This window comes from Streptomyces sp. (genome assembly GCF_036566765.1).
GTDB lineage: Bacteria > Actinomycetota > Actinomycetes > Streptomycetales > Streptomycetaceae > Streptomyces.
In genome coordinates this window covers 1-17,957 of the sequence record NZ_DATCVQ010000125.1, presented here as the reverse complement: position 1 = coordinate 17,957, position 17,957 = coordinate 1, and the positions used below count along the sequence as shown (strand labels likewise).

The 17,957-nt window shown below is 71.7% G+C and carries 13 protein-coding genes; 4 read left to right on the top strand and 9 right to left on the bottom strand.

Features of this window, described 5'->3' with window-relative positions; translation table 11 throughout:
* Positions 1-3: 3 nt before the first annotated feature.
* The 6 genes from VIU94_RS06555 to VIU94_RS06530 all read right to left on the bottom strand — a co-directional run bounded on the left by VIU94_RS06555 (position 4) and on the right by VIU94_RS06530 (position 7,853).
* Positions 4-1,689 carry a carbohydrate-binding module family 20 domain-containing protein gene (locus tag VIU94_RS06555; protein WP_331908523.1) on the bottom strand — a complete coding sequence of 562 codons (1,686 nt, stop codon included), beginning with the start codon at positions 1,687-1,689 and terminating at the stop codon, positions 4-6.
* Positions 1,690-1,847: 158 nt separating this feature from the next.
* Complete coding sequence (locus VIU94_RS06550) at positions 1,848-2,915, bottom strand: LacI family DNA-binding transcriptional regulator (protein ID WP_331908521.1); 1,068 nt, start codon at positions 2,913-2,915, stop codon at positions 1,848-1,850.
* Positions 2,903-4,561 carry a glycoside hydrolase family 13 protein gene (locus VIU94_RS06545; protein ID WP_331908519.1) on the bottom strand — a complete coding sequence of 553 codons (1,659 nt, stop codon included), beginning with the start codon at positions 4,559-4,561 and terminating at the stop codon, positions 2,903-2,905. Before VIU94_RS06545 ends, VIU94_RS06550 begins: the two co-directional genes overlap by 13 nt.
* Positions 4,562-4,680: 119 nt before the next feature.
* Entirely contained in the window at positions 4,681-5,547 is an 867-nt protein-coding gene (locus VIU94_RS06540; RefSeq protein WP_331908517.1) for a sugar ABC transporter permease, read from the bottom strand.
* The gene (locus VIU94_RS06535; RefSeq protein ID WP_331908515.1) at positions 5,544-6,554 is read right to left on the bottom strand and encodes a carbohydrate ABC transporter permease; all 1,011 of its coding nucleotides are present in this window, start codon (positions 6,552-6,554) and stop codon (positions 5,544-5,546) included. Before VIU94_RS06535 ends, VIU94_RS06540 begins: the two co-directional genes overlap by 4 nt.
* 24 nt (positions 6,555-6,578) lie before the next feature.
* Positions 6,579-7,853 carry an extracellular solute-binding protein gene (locus VIU94_RS06530; RefSeq protein ID WP_331908513.1) on the bottom strand — a complete coding sequence of 425 codons (1,275 nt, stop codon included), beginning with the start codon at positions 7,851-7,853 and terminating at the stop codon, positions 6,579-6,581.
* Positions 7,854-8,143: 290 nt separating this feature from the next.
* Here VIU94_RS06530 and VIU94_RS06525 point away from each other — a divergent pair, with 290 nt between their 5' ends.
* The 3 genes from VIU94_RS06525 (at position 8,144) to VIU94_RS06515 (ending at position 11,874) form a co-directional block, all read left to right on the top strand.
* Positions 8,144-9,793 (top strand): glycoside hydrolase family 13 protein, encoded by a 1,650-nt coding sequence (locus VIU94_RS06525; protein ID WP_331908511.1) that lies wholly within the window; start codon positions 8,144-8,146, stop codon positions 9,791-9,793.
* Between the two features lie 25 nt (positions 9,794-9,818).
* Positions 9,819-10,853 carry a LacI family DNA-binding transcriptional regulator gene (locus VIU94_RS06520; protein ID WP_331908509.1) on the top strand — a complete coding sequence of 345 codons (1,035 nt, stop codon included), beginning with the start codon at positions 9,819-9,821 and terminating at the stop codon, positions 10,851-10,853.
* A 103-nt stretch (positions 10,854-10,956) separates the two neighbouring features.
* Entirely contained in the window at positions 10,957-11,874 is a 918-nt protein-coding gene (locus tag VIU94_RS06515) for a phosphatase PAP2 family protein (RefSeq protein WP_331908507.1), read from the top strand.
* Positions 11,875-11,895: 21 nt separating this feature from the next.
* Here VIU94_RS06515 and VIU94_RS06510 read toward each other — a convergent pair whose 3' ends face one another.
* On the bottom strand, positions 11,896-13,464 hold the full coding sequence (locus VIU94_RS06510; RefSeq protein ID WP_331908505.1) for an amidohydrolase: 1,569 nt from the start codon (positions 13,462-13,464) through the stop codon (positions 11,896-11,898).
* On the bottom strand, positions 13,410-14,930 hold the full coding sequence (locus tag VIU94_RS06505; protein WP_331908503.1) for an APC family permease: 1,521 nt from the start codon (positions 14,928-14,930) through the stop codon (positions 13,410-13,412). Before VIU94_RS06505 ends, VIU94_RS06510 begins: the two co-directional genes overlap by 55 nt.
* Before the next feature lie 106 nt (positions 14,931-15,036).
* Here VIU94_RS06505 and VIU94_RS06500 point away from each other — a divergent pair, with 106 nt between their 5' ends.
* On the top strand, positions 15,037-15,642 hold the full coding sequence (locus VIU94_RS06500; protein ID WP_331908501.1) for a TetR/AcrR family transcriptional regulator: 606 nt from the start codon (positions 15,037-15,039) through the stop codon (positions 15,640-15,642).
* 6 nt (positions 15,643-15,648) lie between these two features.
* Here VIU94_RS06500 and VIU94_RS06495 read toward each other — a convergent pair.
* Positions 15,649-17,957: bifunctional [glutamine synthetase] adenylyltransferase/[glutamine synthetase]-adenylyl-L-tyrosine phosphorylase (locus tag VIU94_RS06495; RefSeq protein ID WP_331908499.1), on the bottom strand; the 2,309-nt coding region annotated here is incomplete at its 5' end.

The following is a 17,957-nucleotide window of genomic DNA, read 5'->3' as shown; positions in this document are numbered from 1 at the left end:
CCGTCACGTGCGGAACGTGTCCGTCAGGACGACCTGGCCCGAGGCGGGAACGGTCGCCACGCGGTTGGCACCCGACTCCCATGTCACGTTTCCGGCCCCGTCCTTGCGGAGGTACTTGTACTCGAAGGCCGTGCCCGCGGGCAGGGAGAGGGTCAGCTTCCAGACGGGGTACGCGGACGGGTCGAGCGTGAGGGCGGCGGCCGGGGACCACGCGCCGAGCTCGGGGCGGTTGCCGGTGACGTAGATGTTCTGGCCCATCGCCGTCGTGGCGGTCACCTGGAACGACGCGCTCGCGCCGACCGTCGCCCCGCAGCTCCGCGCGTTCGCGTGCAGCGCCACCGCCGTGTTCGCGCCCAGCGTCGCCGTGAACCGGCCCGAGCCGTCCACGGTGACCGGCGTGTTCGACTGCACGTCGCAGTACGTCCCGCCGGGCAGCGACGTCTGGAACGTCCTGGTCAGCGAGCCGGCCTCGTGGTTGATCGCCACGTACGCCTTCGCGCCCCGGCCGAACGCGATCGCGTTGCCGCCGTTGTCCCACCAGTCCGTCACCGCCTGGCCGCGCGCCGCGTTCCGGAAGCCCACCATCGACGCGATCTCGCGCCACGCGTGCTGGCACTTCCAGCCGTCGGCGTAGCAGGCGTTCACCTGGCCGCCGTTCGGCGCGCCGGCGTCCTTGTCGGTCCACTCGTAGCCGGAGTGGACGTCCGGGGAGCCGTACGGCCACGCCAGCATGAAGACCGACGCCAGCGTGTACGTCGCGCCCGACTTGTAGTTGAGCGTGTCCCCGCCCCGCTCCGTGTCGTGGTTGTCGACGAAGACGCCGGACTGCCCGGACGGCATGTACCCCCAGCTCTCGCCGAAGGTCTTCAGATACGCGAGCTTCTCCGAGCCGAAGATCCGCTTGAGGTCCCGCGCGTAGCGGAACTCCTGCACGTCCCCGTTCCCGAGGTACTCGCTCGGCGCGACGGCCTCGCCCGCGCCGAATATCGCCTCCTGCTTCCAGTACACCGACGGATTCGTCAGCCGCGACTTGATGTTCGCGAGATCCGCCGCCGGCATGTGCTTGGCCGCGTCGATGCGGAAGCCGTCGACGCCGAGCGTCAGCAGGTCGTTCAGGTACCCGGCGATCCGGCCGCGCACCCAGTCCTCGCCGGTGTCCAGGTCGGGCAGCCCGACGAGTTCGCAGTTCTGGACGTCGGCCCGGTTCTGGTAGTTCGAGATCGTGGCGCGGCAGTCGTCCATGTCCGCGCCGGAGTAGAGCCCGGGGTAGTCGTACTTCGAGAACGAGGTCCCGCCCGTTCCCGTGCCCGACGCGTTCGCCATGTGGTTGATCACGGAGTCCGCGACGACCTTCACGCCCGCCGCGTGGCAGGTGTCGACCATGCTCTTGAAGGCGGTCCGGTCGCCGAGCGGGCCGGCGATCTTGTAGCTGACGGGCTGGTACGCGGTCCACCACGCCGAGCCCTGGATGCGCTCCTGCGGCGGGGAGACCTGGACGTACCCGTACCCCGCCGGTCCCAACTGATCGGTGCACGCCTTCGCCACCGAGGCGAACTTCCACTCGAACATCACCGCGGTGACGTCCTTCTCGCCGGGCGGGGTGGCCTGCGCGAGGGTGGGGGGCGCCGTGACGGCCACAGCGGCTCCCGCCACGAGGGCGAGTGCAGCGGCCACGGTCCTTCTGGCCATTGTTCCTCCTGACGACGTCGATGTCGCAAGAAGTTGCCGAAACTGACAGCAACTGTTTTCAGCCGTGACCGTAGGGGTGCCTTGACGGCTGGTCAACCCTTCAAACGTCTCAATGCGGAGAGTGCCGCAGGGAGTTGCACAAGGAGTTGCGCGAGCAGTTACACAGCCGCCTGCGGCGGCTGCGCCGTCGAGCCGCGCACCACCAGCTCCGGCTGGAACACGAACTCCGTGCGCTGCACGGGATTCCCCTCGATCTCCTCGATCAGCGTGCCCACCGCCGCCGTCGCCATGGCCTGCACCGGCTGACGCACGGTGGTCAGCGGCGGGTCGGTGAACGCGATCAGCGGCGAGTCGTCGAAGCCGACCACCGAGACGTCCCGCGGCACGTCGAGCCCGCGCGCCCGCACCGCGCGGATCGCGCCGAGCGCCATCAGGTCGGAGCCGCAGACGATGCCGGTGCAGCCCTGGTCGAGCAGCAGGTCGGCGGCCGCGTGGCCGCCCTCGACGCCGAACAGGGTGGGCCGGACGTACGTCTCCGCCGCCGCCCGCTCCATGCCGAGCAGGCCGTGGAGCGCGGCCGTGAAGCCCTCCGCCTTGCGCCGGGACGGCGTGTACCGGGTCGGCCCGATGGCCAGTCCGATCCGCTCGTGGCCCAGCTCCACCAGGTGCTGCACGGCCATCCGCGCCGCCGAACGGTCGTCCGGCGACACGAAGTTGGCGTCGATGCGCTCGTTGAAGCCGTTGATGAGGACGAACGGCACGCCCCGGGCGGCCAGTTCGACGTACCGAGCGGGGTCCGCGGTGGCGTCCGCGTGCAGCCCGGACAGGAAGACGATGCCGGAGACCCCACGCTCCACCAGCTGCTCGACCAGTTCGTCCTCGGTCGCACCGCCGGGCATCTGGGTGCACAGCACCGGGGTGTAGCCGTGCCCGGCCAGGACCTGCTCGACGACCTGCGCGAACGCCGGGAAGATCGGGTTGGTCAGCTCGGGCACGACCAGGCCGACCAGGCCGGCGCTGCGCCGTCTGAGCCGGACCGGTCGCTCGTAGCCCAGCACGTCGAGCGCGGCGAGCACCTTGTGGCGGGTCGCGTCGGCGACGCCCGCCTTGCCGTTGAGGACCCGGCTGACCGTGGCCTCGCTGACGCCGGACTGGGCCGCCAGGTCCGCGAGCCGCGGGGTGCCGTGTCCGGCGCCCCGCGGCAGGGGGATCGTCACACCGCCCACCAGACGGTGGTGTCGGCGGGCAGCTCCACCGTCCCCTCCACGGCGGAGCCGCCCACCTCCTCGCTGGAGAGGAGGAACCGGCCGGGCAGCGGGACGGAGATGGCCCGGCCGGTGGTGTTGGCGGTGCAGACGAAGCCGTCGCGGCGGAAGGAGAGCACACCCTCGGGCGCCTCCAGCCACTGGACGTCCTCGCCCGCACCGAGTCCGGGCCGCTCGCGGCGCACGGCGAGCGCGCTGCGGTACAGCTCCAGGGTGGAGCCGGGGTCGCCGGCCTGCGCCTCGACGCTCAGCGCGCCCCAGGAGTCGGGCTGCGGCAGCCAGGAGCCGCCGGCGCCGAAGCCGTACGAGGATCCCTCGACGGTCCACGGGATCGGCACCCGGCAGCCGTCGCGGAAGCCGTCCTGGCCGGTGGCCCGGAAGAACGACGGGTCCTGGCGGACCTCGTCGGGCAGGTCGGTGACGTCCGGCAGGCCGAGCTCCTCGCCCTGGTAGACGTACGCGGAGCCGGGCAGCGCCAGCATCAGCAGGGTGGCGGCACGGGCGCGGCGCAGCCCAAGTGCGCGGTCGCCGGGCTCGCGCAGCTGGGTGCCGAGGCCGGGCGGGTTGGCGAACCGGGTGGCGTGCCGGGTGACGTCGTGGTTGGACAGCACCCAGGTGGTGGGCGCGCCGACCGGGCGCATCGCGGAGAGCGAGGCGTCTATGACGGTGCGCAGCTCGGCGGCGTCCCAGTGGGTGCCCAGGTACTGGAAGTTGAACGCCTGGTGCATCTCGTCGGGGCGCACGTAGTTGGCGGTGCGCTCGACGGTCGGGGTCCAGGCCTCGGCGACGAGGACGCGCTCTCCGTCGAATTCGCTCAGGACCTGCCGCCAGGAGCGGTAGATCTCGTGGACGCCGTCCTGGTCGAAGAAGGGCATGACGTCGTTGCCGAGGAGCTTGAGCTGGTCGTGGCCGCCGATGTCGGGCAGGCCGTCGGCCTTGATCAGGCCGTGGGCGACGTCGACGCGGAAGCCGTCCACGCCCATGTCGAGCCAGAAGCGCAGGATGGAGCGGAACTCGTCGCGGACGGCGGGGTGTTCCCAGTTGAAGTCGGGCTGCTCGGGGGCGAACAGGTGGAGGTACCACTCCCCGTCGGCCACCCGGGTCCAGGCCGGGCCGCCGAAGATGGACTCCCAGTCGTTGGGCGGCAGTTCGCCGTTCTCGCCCTTCCCCGGGCGGAAGTGGTAACGCTCGCGCAGCGGGGAGCCGGGACCCTCGCGCAGCGCGCGCTGAAACCACTCGTGCCGGTCGGAGGAGTGGTTGGGCACCAGGTCGACGATGATCCGCAGGCCCAGCTCGTGCGCCTCGCGGATCAGCGCGTCGGCGTCGAGCAGGCTGCCGAACATGGGGTCGATGGCCCGGTAGTCGGCGACGTCGTAGCCGGCGTCGGCCTGCGGGGAGGCGTAGAAGGGGCTGAGCCAGACGGCGTCGACGCCGAGCTCCTTGAGGTACGGCAGCCGGCTGCGGATGCCCTCCAGGTCGCCCATCCCGTCGCCGTTTCCGTCGGCGAAGCTGCGCGGATAGACCTGGTAGATCACCGCGTCGCGCCACCAGTCCGTCTGCGTGCCGGTGGTCGGGGCGGCTGCGGGGGCGGCGAGGTGCTGGGTCATGTCTTCCCTGGGTGGTAAGGGGTGGCGCTGCGCCGGCCCGGCGTCAGGGCCGGGCCGGCGTGCGCGGACCGGAGTGCGTACGGAGTGGGTCGGGGGCGGCAGGGCGGGCGAGACACCCCCTACGACTTGGTGGCGCCGGCCGTCAGCCCGGAGACCAGGTGGCGCTGGACGAGGCCGAAGACGATCGCGGCCGGGGCGGCGATGAGGACGGCCGCGGCGGTGAGCGAGCCCCAGTCGGCGGTGTACTGGTTGACGAAGGTCTGCAGGCCGCCGGCGAGCGTGAGGTTCTCCTCGCCGGTCATGAACGCGGACGCGTAGGCGACCTCGGCCCAGCCGGTGATGAAGGTGTAGAACGCGGTGACGGCCAGGCCGGGCTTGGCGAGCGGCATGATCAGCCGCCAGAAGGTGCCGAACGGGCTGAGTCCGTCGACCCGGCCCGCCTCGTCGATCTCGACCGGGATGCCGTCGAAGTACCCCTTCATCATCCAGGCGCAGAAGGGCACGGCGACGGTGAGGTAGGTGACGACCAGGCCGACCGGCTGATTGAGCAGACCGAGGCTCGCCAGCAGGTTGTACAGCGGCACGATGAGCACCGCGACCGGGAACATCTGGGTGATGAGCAGCAGCCACATCAGCGGGCGCAGCCCCGGGAAGCGGAAGCGGCTGACCGCGTAGCCGGTGGTGGCGGAGATGAACACGCCGATGACGGTGGTCAGTCCGACGACGATCATCGAGTTGCCCAGCCAGGACAGGAACGCGGTGTCGCCGACGACATGGCTGTAGTTGCCGAGGGTGAAGTTCTTCACCAGGGAGGAGTCGAAGGCGTCGGTCTTCGGCTTGAACGAGGTGATCACCAGCCACAGCGGCGGGAAGACCGCGACGACCGTGGCGACGATCAGGGTGAGGTGCAGGCCGAGGGAGGCCAGCGGCGAGCGCTCGCCGCGCGCCCGGACCTTGCGCGGTGCGGTGATGGTCTTGTCGGTCACCACTGGTCTCCCTGCTTCTTGAGCGCGCGGCGGTAGACGACCGCGAACAGCGACAGGAGGAGCAGGATCACCACGCCCCAGGCAGCCGAGGCCGCGAAGTCGCGCGGGCTGTTGACGAACGAGAGCCGGTACGCGTACGTCACCAGGATCTCGGTGGAGTCGCCCGGTCCGCCCCGCGTGAGCAGGAAGATCACCGGGAACATGTTGAAGGTCCAGATGGCGCTGAGCAGGATCACCGTCGAGGCGACCGGGCGCAGTCCGGGCATCGTGATGTGCCGGAAGCGCTGCCAGGCGCTCGCGCCGTCCATCTCGGCGGCCTCGTACAGCTCGCCGGGGATGGACTGCAGGCCGCCGAGGACGGCGACGAGCATGAAGGGCACGCCGAGCCAGACGTTCACCGCGATGACGGAGACCTTGGCCCAGGTGGGGTCGTTCAGCCAGGAGATCGCCTCGATGCCGCCGCCTTCGAGCAGCTTGTTGAAGAGGCCGTTGCGCTCGTTGAAGAGCAGCTTCCAGGTGAAGACGGAGACGAAGGCCGGGACGGCCCAGGGCAGGATCAGGGCCATGCGGTAGAAGCCGCGTCCCTTGATCTTGCGGTTGAGCATGTTGGCCAGGACGAGTCCGAGGCCGAAGGAGAGGGCGACGCAGACCACGGTCCACACCAGCGTCCAGCCGAGCCGGTCCCAGAAGACGGTGTCGGTGAGGATCGCCTTGTAGTTGTCGAGACCGACGAACTCGTAGGTGGCCGGGATGTGGTTGACGCCGATCGTGCGCTCGACGTTCGCCTCGGTGGCGTCGGTCAGCGACAGGTAGACGCCGCGCACCAGCGGGTAGCCGATGATCACGCCGATCACGATCACCACCGGGGCGATCATGCTCCAGGCGTACCAGTGGGTGGTCAGCGCACGGCGCAGCCTGCCCGGGTGCTCGTCAGTGCGGCGGCCGCGGCCGCGGGCGCTGTGCGCGCCCGCGGCCTTCGGCGCCGACTGGCTGGTGTCGACAGCCATGGGTCGGTCAGCCCTTCTCACTCTTTACTTGTAGTCCTTGAGGAGCTTGCGGTAGGCCTCGCCGGTGTCGGCGGCCGCCTTCTCCGGCGTGGCCTTGCCGATCAGGACGTTGGCCATCTGGAGCTTGATCGGCTCGAAGAGGGAGTTGCCCTGCGGGATCCACGGGCGCTCGACGGCCTTGTCGACGGCCGGCTTGAAGAACTGGACCATCTCGTTGCTCTCGACGGTCGGCTGCGCGTAGACCGAGATGCGGGTCGGCAGCAGGCTCAGCTTCTCGGTGGTCTGCTGCTGGACCTTGGCCGAGCTCATGTACTTGGCGAACTCGTAGGAGGCGTTCAGGTTCTTGGAGCCGGCGTAGACGGAGAGGTTCCAGCCGCCCTGCGGCGCGCCCTGCGCGGCGCTGCCGGCCGGGACCGGGGCGATGCCGAGGTTCTTCGGGTCCTTGAACTCGGCGCCGGCGCGGGAGTCCTCGATGGCCCACGGGCCGTTGAGCATCATCGCGACCTTGCCGGTCTTGAAGGCGTTCTGCATGTTGTTCCAGCCGTCGGAGGCGTCGGTGATCGCCGCCTTCGAGTCGACCAGGTCCTTGATGGTCTTGAACGCGCTGACGCCGGAGGCGTCGTCGATGGTGATCTTCTTCCCCTCGGCGTCGACCATGTCGCCGCCCTCGCCGTACAGGAAGGAGAGGAACCAGTACGGGTCGTCGCCGCGCAGGTAGAGACCGGTCTTGCCGGGCGACTTCTCGCTGATCTTCTTCGAGACGGCCTTCAGCTCCTCGATCGACTTCGGCACCTCGACGCCGGCGTCCTTGAGCATCTTCTTGTTGTAGAAGAGCGCCATGGTGTCGATGACCTGCGGGACGGCGTAGGTCTTGTCGTCGAACTTGGTGGACGCGGCGGCCTGCGGCAGCCAGTCGTTCTGCTTCTCGATGGCGGGCGTGCCGTCGAGCGGGGCAAGGTAGCCAAGGCTCGCGAAGTCGGCGACCCAGGCGACCTCGGTGCGCATGACGTCGGGGGCGCCGGAGTTGCCGCCGGCCGCGTTCTTGAACTTGGCGTTGGCCTCACCGAAGGGAACGTTGACGTACTTGACCTTCACCTTGGGGTGGAGCTTGGTGAAGCCCTCGGCGAGCGCCTGGTACGTGCCCTTCTCGGCCTCGTTCGAGGTGTCCCAGTAGGTGACGGTGCCGGAGAGCTCGCCCGAGCTCTTGCTGCCGCCGTCCTGGCCGTCGTCGCTTCCGCACGCCGCAACGGTCAGACCCAGGGCCGCGACCAGCGCGGTGGCCGCTATGCCACGCCGCATGTGAACTCCTTCAACAGATCCCGGGGGGAAGAGGGGCGAAGACCTCACCTCTGCGACCGCTCCCTCGCGGCGCGCCGGGTTGCCAGGAACGTAACAGGGATGAAAACGAGCCGAAAGAGCTTGCGAGAACTTTCTGCAAGGCCAGCGGATCGTTACATCCGCGTGTCCGTACAGTTGCCGATGGGTCGCTTGACACGCTCATGGACTGCGCCGTTGCGCCCTTGCAGCGGCCGTACGGGGTCTGCAAGGGTTTGCAGACCAGCTTGCAGGAACCGAGAGGGACACCGCACATGGCTCAGGAGCTCACCTCCCCGTCGACGGCACCGCTTGCAAGCCCTTGCGACGAACCGTCCGGCCCGGCCCCCGACTGGTGGCGGGACGCCGTGATCTACCAGGTGTACGTCCGCTCCTTCGCGGACGGCGACGGGGACGGCGTCGGGGATCTGCGCGGGGCCCGGGAGCGGCTGCCGCACCTGGCCCGCCTCGGCGTCGACGCGGTCTGGCTGACCCCGTTCTACGCCTCCCCGCAGGCCGACGGCGGCTACGACGTCGCCGACTACCGGGCCGTCGACCCCGTCTTCGGCGATCTGCGGGACGCGGACGACCTGGTCCGGGCCGCCCACGACCTGGGCCTGAGGGTGATCGTCGACATCGTCCCGAACCACACCTCCGAGCGGCACCCCTGGTTCGAGGCGGCCCGGGCCGGCGCGGGCCCCGAGCGGGACCGGTACGTCTTCCGGCCCGGCCGCGGCCCCGACGGCGCGCAGCCGCCGAACGACTGGGAGTCCGTCTTCGGCGGCCCGGCCTGGACCCGGGTCGCCGACGGCGCCTGGTACCTGCACCTGTTCGCGCCCGAGCAGCCCGACCTGAACTGGCACAACGCCGAGGTCCGGGCGGAGTTCGACTCGGTGCTGCGGTTCTGGCTGGATCTGGGCGTGGACGGGTTCCGGATCGACGTGGCCCACGGGATGGTCAAGGCCGAGGGCCTGCCCGACATCGGCCACGGCAAGCAGGCCAGCCTCATCGGCGCCCAGCGGCTGCCGTTCTTCGACCAGGACGGGGTGCACGAGATCCACCGCGGCTGGCGGCGGCTCCTCGAGTCGTACGGCCCCGAGCGCATCGGCGTCGCCGAGGCCTGGGCCCCGACGCCCGAGCGGCTCGCCCTGTACGTGCGCCCCGACGAGCTGCACCAGGCCTTCAACTTCCAGTTCCTGAACTGCCCCTGGGACGCGAAGGCGCTGCGCCGGGTCATCGACGACTCGCTGCGCGCCACCGCCGCGGTCGGCGCGCCGACGACCTGGGTGCTCTCCAACCACGACGTCGTCCGGCACCGGACCCGGTACGGCAGCCTGGCGCGGGCGCGGGCGGCGGCGCTGCTGATGCTGGCGCTTCCCGGCTCGGCGTACGTCTACCAGGGCGAGGAACTGGGGCTGCCCGAAGTGACGGACCTGCCGGACGAGCTCCGCCAGGACCCGGCGTTCTGGCGCGGCGAGGGGCAGGACGGGCTGCGCGACGGCTGCCGGGTGCCACTGCCGTGGACGTCCGCCGGCCCCTCGTACGGCTTCGGCCCCGGCGGCTCCTGGCTCCCGCAGCCCGCGCGGTGGGCTGACCTGAGCGTCGAGGCGCAGAGCGGCGACCCGGGCTCGACGCTAGAGCTCTACCGGCGCGCCCTGGAACTGCGCCGCGCGCACCCGGCGCTCGGGGCGGGCGAGGAGGCGGAGTGGCTGCCCGCGCCGGAGGGCGTGCTCGCCTTCCGGCGGCGCTCGCCGGAGGGCGATGTCGCGGTCGTCCTCAACACCGGTTCCGCAGCAGCCGAGGTGGCGTTGTCGCGGCGGCGCACGGTGCTGCTCAGCAGCGCCGAGAACGTGACCGAGGACGTCGCCTCCGATGCCCGGGTCGTCCGGGTCGCCGCCGATTCCTGTGTGTGGTGGGCAATCTGACGTGCGACCGGTACAGTCCAATCCCATGACCGCGCGGCTTGCCGACATCGCAGCCCAGGCGGGGGTCAGTGAAGCCACAGTCAGCCGCGTGCTCAACGGCAAGCCCGGTGTGGCCGCGGCCACCCGTGAGTCCGTGCTTGCCGCGCTCGACGTCCTCGGCTACGAGCGTCCGGTCCGGCTCCGCCGGCGCAGCGCAGGACTGGTCGGACTGATAACCCCCGAACTGGACAACCCGATCTTCCCGGCGCTCGCGCAGGTCATCGGGCAGGCCCTGACCCGGCAGGGCTACACCCCCGTCCTCGCGACGCAGACCCCCGGCGGGTCCACCGAGGACGAGCTCACCGACATGCTGGTGGAGCGCGGGGTCTCCGGGATCATCTTCGTCTCCGGGCTGCACGCCGACACCACGGCGGACACCTCCCGCTACGACCAGCTGCGCGGCAAGGGCGTCCCGTACGTCCTCATCAACGGTTTCTCCCCCAAGGTGCAGGCCCCCTTCGTCTCGCCGGACGACCGGGCCGCGATGCAGCTGGCCGTCACGCATCTCGCCTCGCTCGGGCACACCCGGATCGGGCTCGCGGTCGGGCCGAAGCGGTTCGTGCCGGTGCTGCGCAAGATCGAGGGCTTCCAGCGCGGCATGAAGGAGCGGCTCGGCCTCGCCCCGGAGGAGTCCGAGGAGCTGATCCAGCACTCCCTCTACACGCTGGAGGGCGGTCAGGCCGCGGCGGCCGCGCTGATCGAGCGAGGCTGCACGGCGATCGTCTGCGCCAGCGACATGATGGCGCTCGGCGCGATCCGGGCCGCCCGCCAGCAGGGCCTGCGGGTCCCCCGGGACGTGTCGGTGGTCGGCTTCGACGACTCCCCTCTCATAGCGTTCACCGACCCGCCGCTGACGACCATCCGCCAGCCGGTGCAGGCGATGGGCCAGGCGGCGGTACGGGCGCTCCTGGAGGAGGTCGGCGGCACCCCGGCCCCGCACAGCGAATTCGTCTTCATGCCGGAACTCGTCGTCCGCGGTTCGACGGCCTCCGCCCCCTCGCCCCGACAGGGAAACCCCTGATAGAACCGTGGCTCCGGCTCGCTCCTGAGACGGACCGCGTGCGCCGGGAACCCGTCGGAGGGATGATCGGTCGTAGGGCGTGAATCTGGCAGACTCTCCTCCTATGGGTGAAACGACCGTGAAGCGTTTGGAAGGCCGTAGACCGGCCACCCCAGCACCCCCGTCACCACCCATCACGACCGGTGCCGGTATGCGGGCACGCCTGCGTACGCCCCGGCGGCCCCGGATCTGGTTCGAGATCCTGCTGATCGCGGTCAGCTACTGGACGTACTCGCTGATCCGCAACGCCGTGCCGGAGCAGAAGGCCCAGGCGCTGAAGAACGCCGACTGGATCTGGCAGGTCGAGAAGTCGCTGGGGCTGGCCTTCGAGGAGGCGGTCAACCACGCCGTGAACTCGGTGACCTGGCTGATCGTGGCGATGAACTACTACTACGCCACCTTGCACTTCGTGATCACCATCGGTGTGCTGGTGTGGCTCTACCGTCGGCAGCCGGGCCGTTACGCGGCGTCCCGCACGGTCCTGTTCGCCACCACCGGTGTGGCGCTGGTCGGTTACTACCTGTATCCGCTCGCGCCGCCCCGGTTGATGAACGGGCAGAGCTTCGTCGACACCGTGCTGGTGCACCAGACCTGGGGCTCGATGGCCTCCGGCAACCTCAAGCACATGTCGAACCAGTACGCGGCGATGCCGTCGATGCACATCGGCTGGTCGCTCTGGTGCGGACTGATGATCTTCTTCCTGGCCCGCGCGCCCTGGGCGAAGATCCTGGGCATGGTCTACCCGGCCGTCACCCTGGTGGTCATCGTGGCCACCGCCAACCACTTCTGGCTGGACGCGGTCGGCGGCATGATCTGCCTGGGCTTCGGCTTCGCCGTCTCGTACCTCTGGTACGGCGCACTGCCGCAGCGGCTGCCGAAGCAGGTGGAGAGCCGACGGGTGCAGGCGTCCGGCCCGCCTGCGCACTCGGAGGCGGAGACGGACCGGGACGCCGAGCCGGAGCGGGTCAGCTCCGGCAGATGAGGCTCCGGCACGTGGCGGGGCTCAGCCCCGGTGCGTGACGCGGCCGCCTGCCACCGTGAGCCGGATCGGGGCCTGCTCGGTCTCGTCGGCCGGGGCCTCGACCGGGTCGACGGCGAAGGCCGTCAGATCGGCCCGGTACCCAGGTGCGATCCTGCCCGCGACGGCCTCCTCCCCCGCCGCGAACGCGGCGTGCGTGGTGCAGCCCTCCAGGGCCATCAGGCCGGTGAGCCCGGGACGGGCGGAGGCCGCTCCCCGCGGACGCTGAGCGGTGGCGAGGACCTGCCGGGCGTCGTAGTGCGCGATCGGCCAGTCGGAGCCCAGCGCAAGCGTCGCCCCGGCGTCGCGCAGGTCGCGGAGCCGCCAGGCCCGGTCGGCCCGCTCGTCGCCCAGCCGCTTGGACCACTCGTCGGTGCGGTCCGCGCGGGTGTACGCGGTGTGCGGGGGCTGCATCGAGGCGGCGACGCCGAGCACGACGAACCGGCCGAGCTGGTCGTCGGGGACGGTCTCGATGTGTTCGATGCGGTGCCGCGGGCCGCCGGGGCCGAGCGCCTCCACGGTGTCGAGGACGTTGCGGACGGCCGCGTCGCCGATGGCGTGGGTGGCGGTGCCGATCCCGGCCCGGTGCAGGTGGCGCACGGCGGCCGCGTACCCGGCCGGGTCGGGCCAGAAGGCGTCGGCGCCCTGGCCGTGGCAGTCGGCGTGCTCCAGCCAGGCGGTGCCGCCCTCGACGGTGCCGTCCATGAAGAACTTCACGCCGGCGACCTGCCACAGCCGGCCGGACCGGCCCTGGAGCCGGACCAGCTCGTCCAGCTGCGCCGCGTCCGCGCCGGGCATGCACCAGGGCGCGAGGCGGAGCCGTACGGGCAGGTCGCCCTCCTCCTCGACGGCGGCGAGCAGCCCGGGCACGTCGTGGCCGCCGAGGTCCATCACATGGGCGGAGGCGAGCCCGGTGGCGGCCATGGAGGAGAGCAGCTCGACGAGGCGTGAGCGCCGCTCGGCGGCCGGCTGGACCGGCAGCACCGGGGTGAGCAGGTCCATGGCCGCGTGCTCGATCAGGTGGCCGGTGGGGATCCCGTCGGCGTCGCAGACGATCTCGGAGCGCTGGGCGAAGCTCCGCGGGCCGTCGACGCCGGCGGCCTTGAGGGCCGGGCCGGTGGCCAGGATCGAGTGTCCGTCGTAGAGCCGCAGTGAGGCCGGGACGCCGTCGAGGACATCCTCGATCAGGGCGCGGTGGACCGGGCGGCCGCCGAACACGTTGTGGTCGAGGCCGAAGCCGACGACCCAGCCCCCGCGGCGCTCGGCGGCGGCGAGCGCGGCCCGCAGCTCGTCGAGGTCGCGGACGGCCGACAGGTCGGTGCCGGAGAACATCTCCAGGCCCCAGACGGGGTGGCTGTGCGCGTCGGTCAGGCCGGGGGTGAGGGTGGCCCCGCCGAGGTCGACGGTCTCGGTGCCGGGCCCGGCCCAGGCACGGGCGTCGGCGTCGTCGCCGAGCGCGGTGATCACGCCGTCGCGGACGGCGAGGGCGGTGTGGCCGGTCAGCTCCGGGGTGCGGACGCGGGCGTTGACGAGGACGAGGTCTGCTGCGGACACGACGGCGCTTCTCCTTGGGGCGTGGATTCGGGGGTCGCGGGCTCGGCGGCGAAGCGTGCGTACACCTCCGGGCGGGTGCGGCGCAGTCGCCACGCGAGGCCGAGGCCGAGCACGAACACTGCGGGGACGACGGCGACGAGCACGGCGTTGACCAGCGGCGGCGCGGCCGTGAACAGGTCCAGGTGCGTGATCACCAGCCAGATCGCCCCGGAGAGCAGCACCGCCGCGACGGCGGGGGCGACGGTGGTGCGCAGCACGCCCTCCTGGTGCGTGATCCGCCGGAAGAAGAACGGCACGGCGAGCGCGGCGAGCAGCTGGAGGGCCAGCAGGCCGATCATGCCGGGGGTGTTCACCCACAGCAGCAGCTGCTGGTACGGGTCGGCCCCGGCCAGTGCGAAGGCGAGGACCACGACCGCGCCGAGGACGGTCTGGGCGAGGCCCGCGACGTACGGGGAGCGGTGCTTCGCGTGCACCTTGCCGAAGGCCCGGGGCAGCAGGCCCTCGCCGGCGAGGGCGAGGCCGTAGCGGTTGATCGCATTGTGGAAGGCGAGCAGGGACGCGAGGACGCTGGTGACGATGAGGACGTGCATCAGGTCGGCCGCCCAGCCGCCGACGTACTCGGTGATGGCGGTGAAGAACAGCCCGGCCGGGTCGTCGCCCGCGGCCGCGACGACCTTCGCGTCGCCGAACGCCTGGATCGCGACCCACACGACGAAGGCGTAGAAGAGCCCGAGGAAACCAACGGCGAGGTAGGTGGCGCGCGGGATGGTGAGGTCGGGGTTCTTCGCCTCGCGGCGGTAGATCACCGTGGACTCGAAGCCGGTGAACGCGGCGAACGCGAAGGCCAGGACGCCCGCGGTGCCGGGGACCAGCACATTGCCGGGGGCGAAGGAGGCGAGCGAGAGCCCGTCCGCGCCGCCCTTGAGCAGTACGCCGCCGGCGAGGAGGACGAGTATGCCGGTCTCGGCGACGAGCAGGACGCCGAGGACCTTGGCGCCGAAGTCGATCGAGCGGTAGCCGCCGTACCAGATCAGCAGCAGGCCGGCGAGGGAGACCGGCAGCCAGGGGACGTCGACGCCCCACAGGGAGTGGGCGGTGTCGGCGGTGGCGGTGCCGAGCAGTCCGTAGACGCCGATCTCCATGCCGTTGTAGCCGAGCATGGCGAGCAGGGCGGCGGCGATGCCGACCGGCTTGCCGAGGCCGCGGGTGATGTACGCGTAGAACGCGCCGGCGCTCTTCACATGGCGGCTCATGGCAGTGAAGCCGACGGCGAAGATCGCCAGGGTGATGCCGGCGAGCAGATAGCCGGTGGGGGCGCCGATGCCGCCGAGGACGATGGCGATCGGGGCGACGCCGGCCATGACGGTGAGCGGGGCGGCGGCGGAGACGACGAAGAACGAGACGTCGGCGGTGGTGAGCGTGCCGGTTCTCAGCCCCTCGGTGGTGTCGGCGGTGCGTGGGGACATGGGTGGGGAAGCCCTTTCCGAGGCAGGAAACCTAAAGGCTTTCGGTTTGGCGCAATGTAGCCTCGGCTCCGACGATCCGGGAAGACCCGAAACGGGGGAATCGACGATGGGCCGGCCGCGCAAGGCGCTGCTCGACCGCGAGCGCATCACCACCACGGCGCTGGAACTCGTGGACGCGCAGGGCGAGTTCAGCGTTCCGCAGATCGCGCGGAGGCTGGGCGTGCAGACGGCCTCGGTGTACCACCATGTGGACGGCCGGGACGGCATCGTCGAGCTGGTGCGCGAGCGGGTCTGCTCCGCCATCGACCCCTCGACCCTGGAACAGGCGCGCTGGGACGAGGCGATGACCGCCTGGGCCCGCTCCTACCGGGCCGCCTTCGCGGCCCACCCGCGGGCGATCCCGCTGCTCACCACGTCACCGGTCCGTGCGCCCGAGGTGCTGCTCCAGTACGAGCAGGCCGTCACGCTGCTCCTCGACGCGGGCTTCGCGCTGCCGGACGTCATGCCGGTGATCATCGGCCTGGAGAACCTGGTGCTCGGCTCGGCCCTGGACATGGCCGCCCCCGAGGCGATGTGGGAGCTCACCGACGAGGCGGCGACCCCGCAACTGGCCCGCGCACTGGGCGCGGTGGACACCCGCACGGACGCGGCCTTCGAACTGGCCCTGACGGGGTACGTGGCGCATCTGCGGACGCTGCTGGAGAGTCCTTAGTCGCTGCTACGCCCCGTAGAACAGCTCCTCCACCACCGCCCGCGCCCGCCGCGTGATCCGCCGGTAGTCGTCGACCATCTCGCCGACGTGCCCCGTCTCGTACCCCAGATAGCGGCCCACCGCGGCCAGCTCGCGGCCGTCCGAGGGGAAGGTGTCGCCGGGCCGGCCGCGCACCAGCATCACCGCGTTGCGCACCCGGGTGGCGAGAACCCACGCCTCGTCGAGGATCTGCGCCTCGTCGCCCGGGATCAGATCGGCCGCGTGCGCGGCCGCCAGGGCCTCGCGGGTCCGGGTGGTGCGCAGCCCGGGCAGCTCCCAGCCGCGCTGCAGCTGGAACAGCTGAACCGTCCACTCCACGTCCGAGAGCCCGCCCCGGCCCAGTTTGGCGTGCAGGGTCGGGTCCGCGCCGCGCGGCAGCCGCTCGCTCTCCATCCGGGCCTTGAGCCGGCGGATCTCGCGGACCGCGTCCTCGCCCAGGCCCTCCATCGGGTACCGCAGCGGGTCGATCAGCTCCACGAACCGCGCGCCCAGCTCCAGGTCGCCGGCCATCGGCTCGGCGCGCAGCAGCGCCTGCGCCTCCCAGACCAGCGACCAGCGCCGGTAGTACGCCTCGTACGAGCCGAGGGTGCGCACCATCGGGCCGCTCTTGCCCTCCGGGCGCAGATCGGCATCGATCAGCAACGGCGGGTCGGCAGTGGGCAGTTGGAGCAGTCGACGCATCTCCTCGACGACCCTGTTGGCGGCCCGGGCGGCCTCCTGCTCGTCGACGCCGGGCCGCGGCTCGTGCACGAACAGCAGGTCCGCGTCGGAGCCGTAGCCCAGTTCGTGCCCGCCGAAGCGGCCCATGCCGATGACCGCGAAGCGGGTGGGCAGCTCGTCGCCCCACTCGGCGCGCACGACGGCCCGCAGCGCGCCCGCGATCGTCGCCGCGTTCAGGTCGGTGACCGCGTTGCCGACCCGGTCGACCAGGGCGCCGGGGTCGGGCTCGCGGGGGTTGTCCTCGGTGCCGTACGAGCCGATGAGATCGGCCGCGGCGGTACGGAACAGCTCGCGGCGGCGCACCCCGCGGGCCGCAGCGACCGCCTGCTCGGCGTCGTCGGCCCGGCCGACCGCGGCCAGCACCTCCTGCTCCAGATGGTCCCGGCCGCGCGGCTTCAGGCCCTCCGGGTCGCCGAGGATCGCGACCGCCTCGGGGGCCCGCAGCAGCAGGTCGGGGGCGAGCCGGCCGGCCGACAGCACCCGCGCCAGGTTCTCCGCCGCCGCGCCCTCGTCGCGCAGCAGCCGCAGGTACCAGGGCGTGGTCGCGAGCGCCTCGGAGACACGGCGGTAGGCCAGCAGCCCGCGGTCCGGATCGGGGCTGCGGGCGAGCTCGTCGAGCAGCACGGGCAACAGCGCCTGCTGGATCGACGACGCCCGCGAGACGCCCGAGGTGAGCGCGCGGATGTGGTTGAGCGCCCCCTCCGGGGACGCCCAGCCCAGCGCGCCGAGCCGCTCCACGGCCGCCTTCTCCGAGAGCCGCGACGTCTCCGCGGGCAACCGCGACACCGCGGCGAGCAGCGGCCGGTAGAACAGCTTCTCGTGCAGGCGCCGTACGCGCCGCGCGTTGCGCGTCCACTCCGCCACCAGCACGCCGACCACGTCGCGCCGCCCGTCGGAGCGCAACCGCGCGGCGCGGCCGAGCCAGCGCAGCGCGGCCGTGTCGTCGGGCGCCGGCAGCAGGTGGGTGCGGCGCATCTTCTGCAGCTGCAGGCGGTGCTCGAGCAGGCGCAGGAACCGGTAGGACGCGGCGAGGTTCGCGCCGTCGTCGCGCCCGACGTAGCCGCCGAGCGACAGGGCCGCGAGCGCGTCCAGCGTCGACGACGAGCGCAGCTCCTCGTCGGCACGGCCGTGCACGAGCTGCAGCAGCTGCACGGCGAACTCGACGTCACGCAGCCCACCCGGCCCGAGCTTCAGCTCCCGGGCGGCGAGGTCGGGGCGGATGTGCTCCTCCACGCGCCTGCGCATGGCCTGCACGTCGGCGACGAAGTCGTCACGGCCCGCCGCGCTCCACACCATCGGCGCGACGGCCTCGGCGTAGGCCTGGCCCAGCTCGGGGTCGCCCGCGATCGGCCGGGCCTTGAGCAGCGCCTGGAACTCCCAGGTCTTGGCCCACCGCTTGTAGTAGGCCACGTGCCCGTCGAGCGTGCGGACCAGCGCGCCCTGCCGGCCCTCGGGGCGCAGGTTCGCGTCCACCTCGAAGCAGGCCTCGCCCGCCACGCGCATCAACCGGCTCGCCAGCTTCGTGGTCGCCTGGTCGGCGGGCTCGGCGACGAACA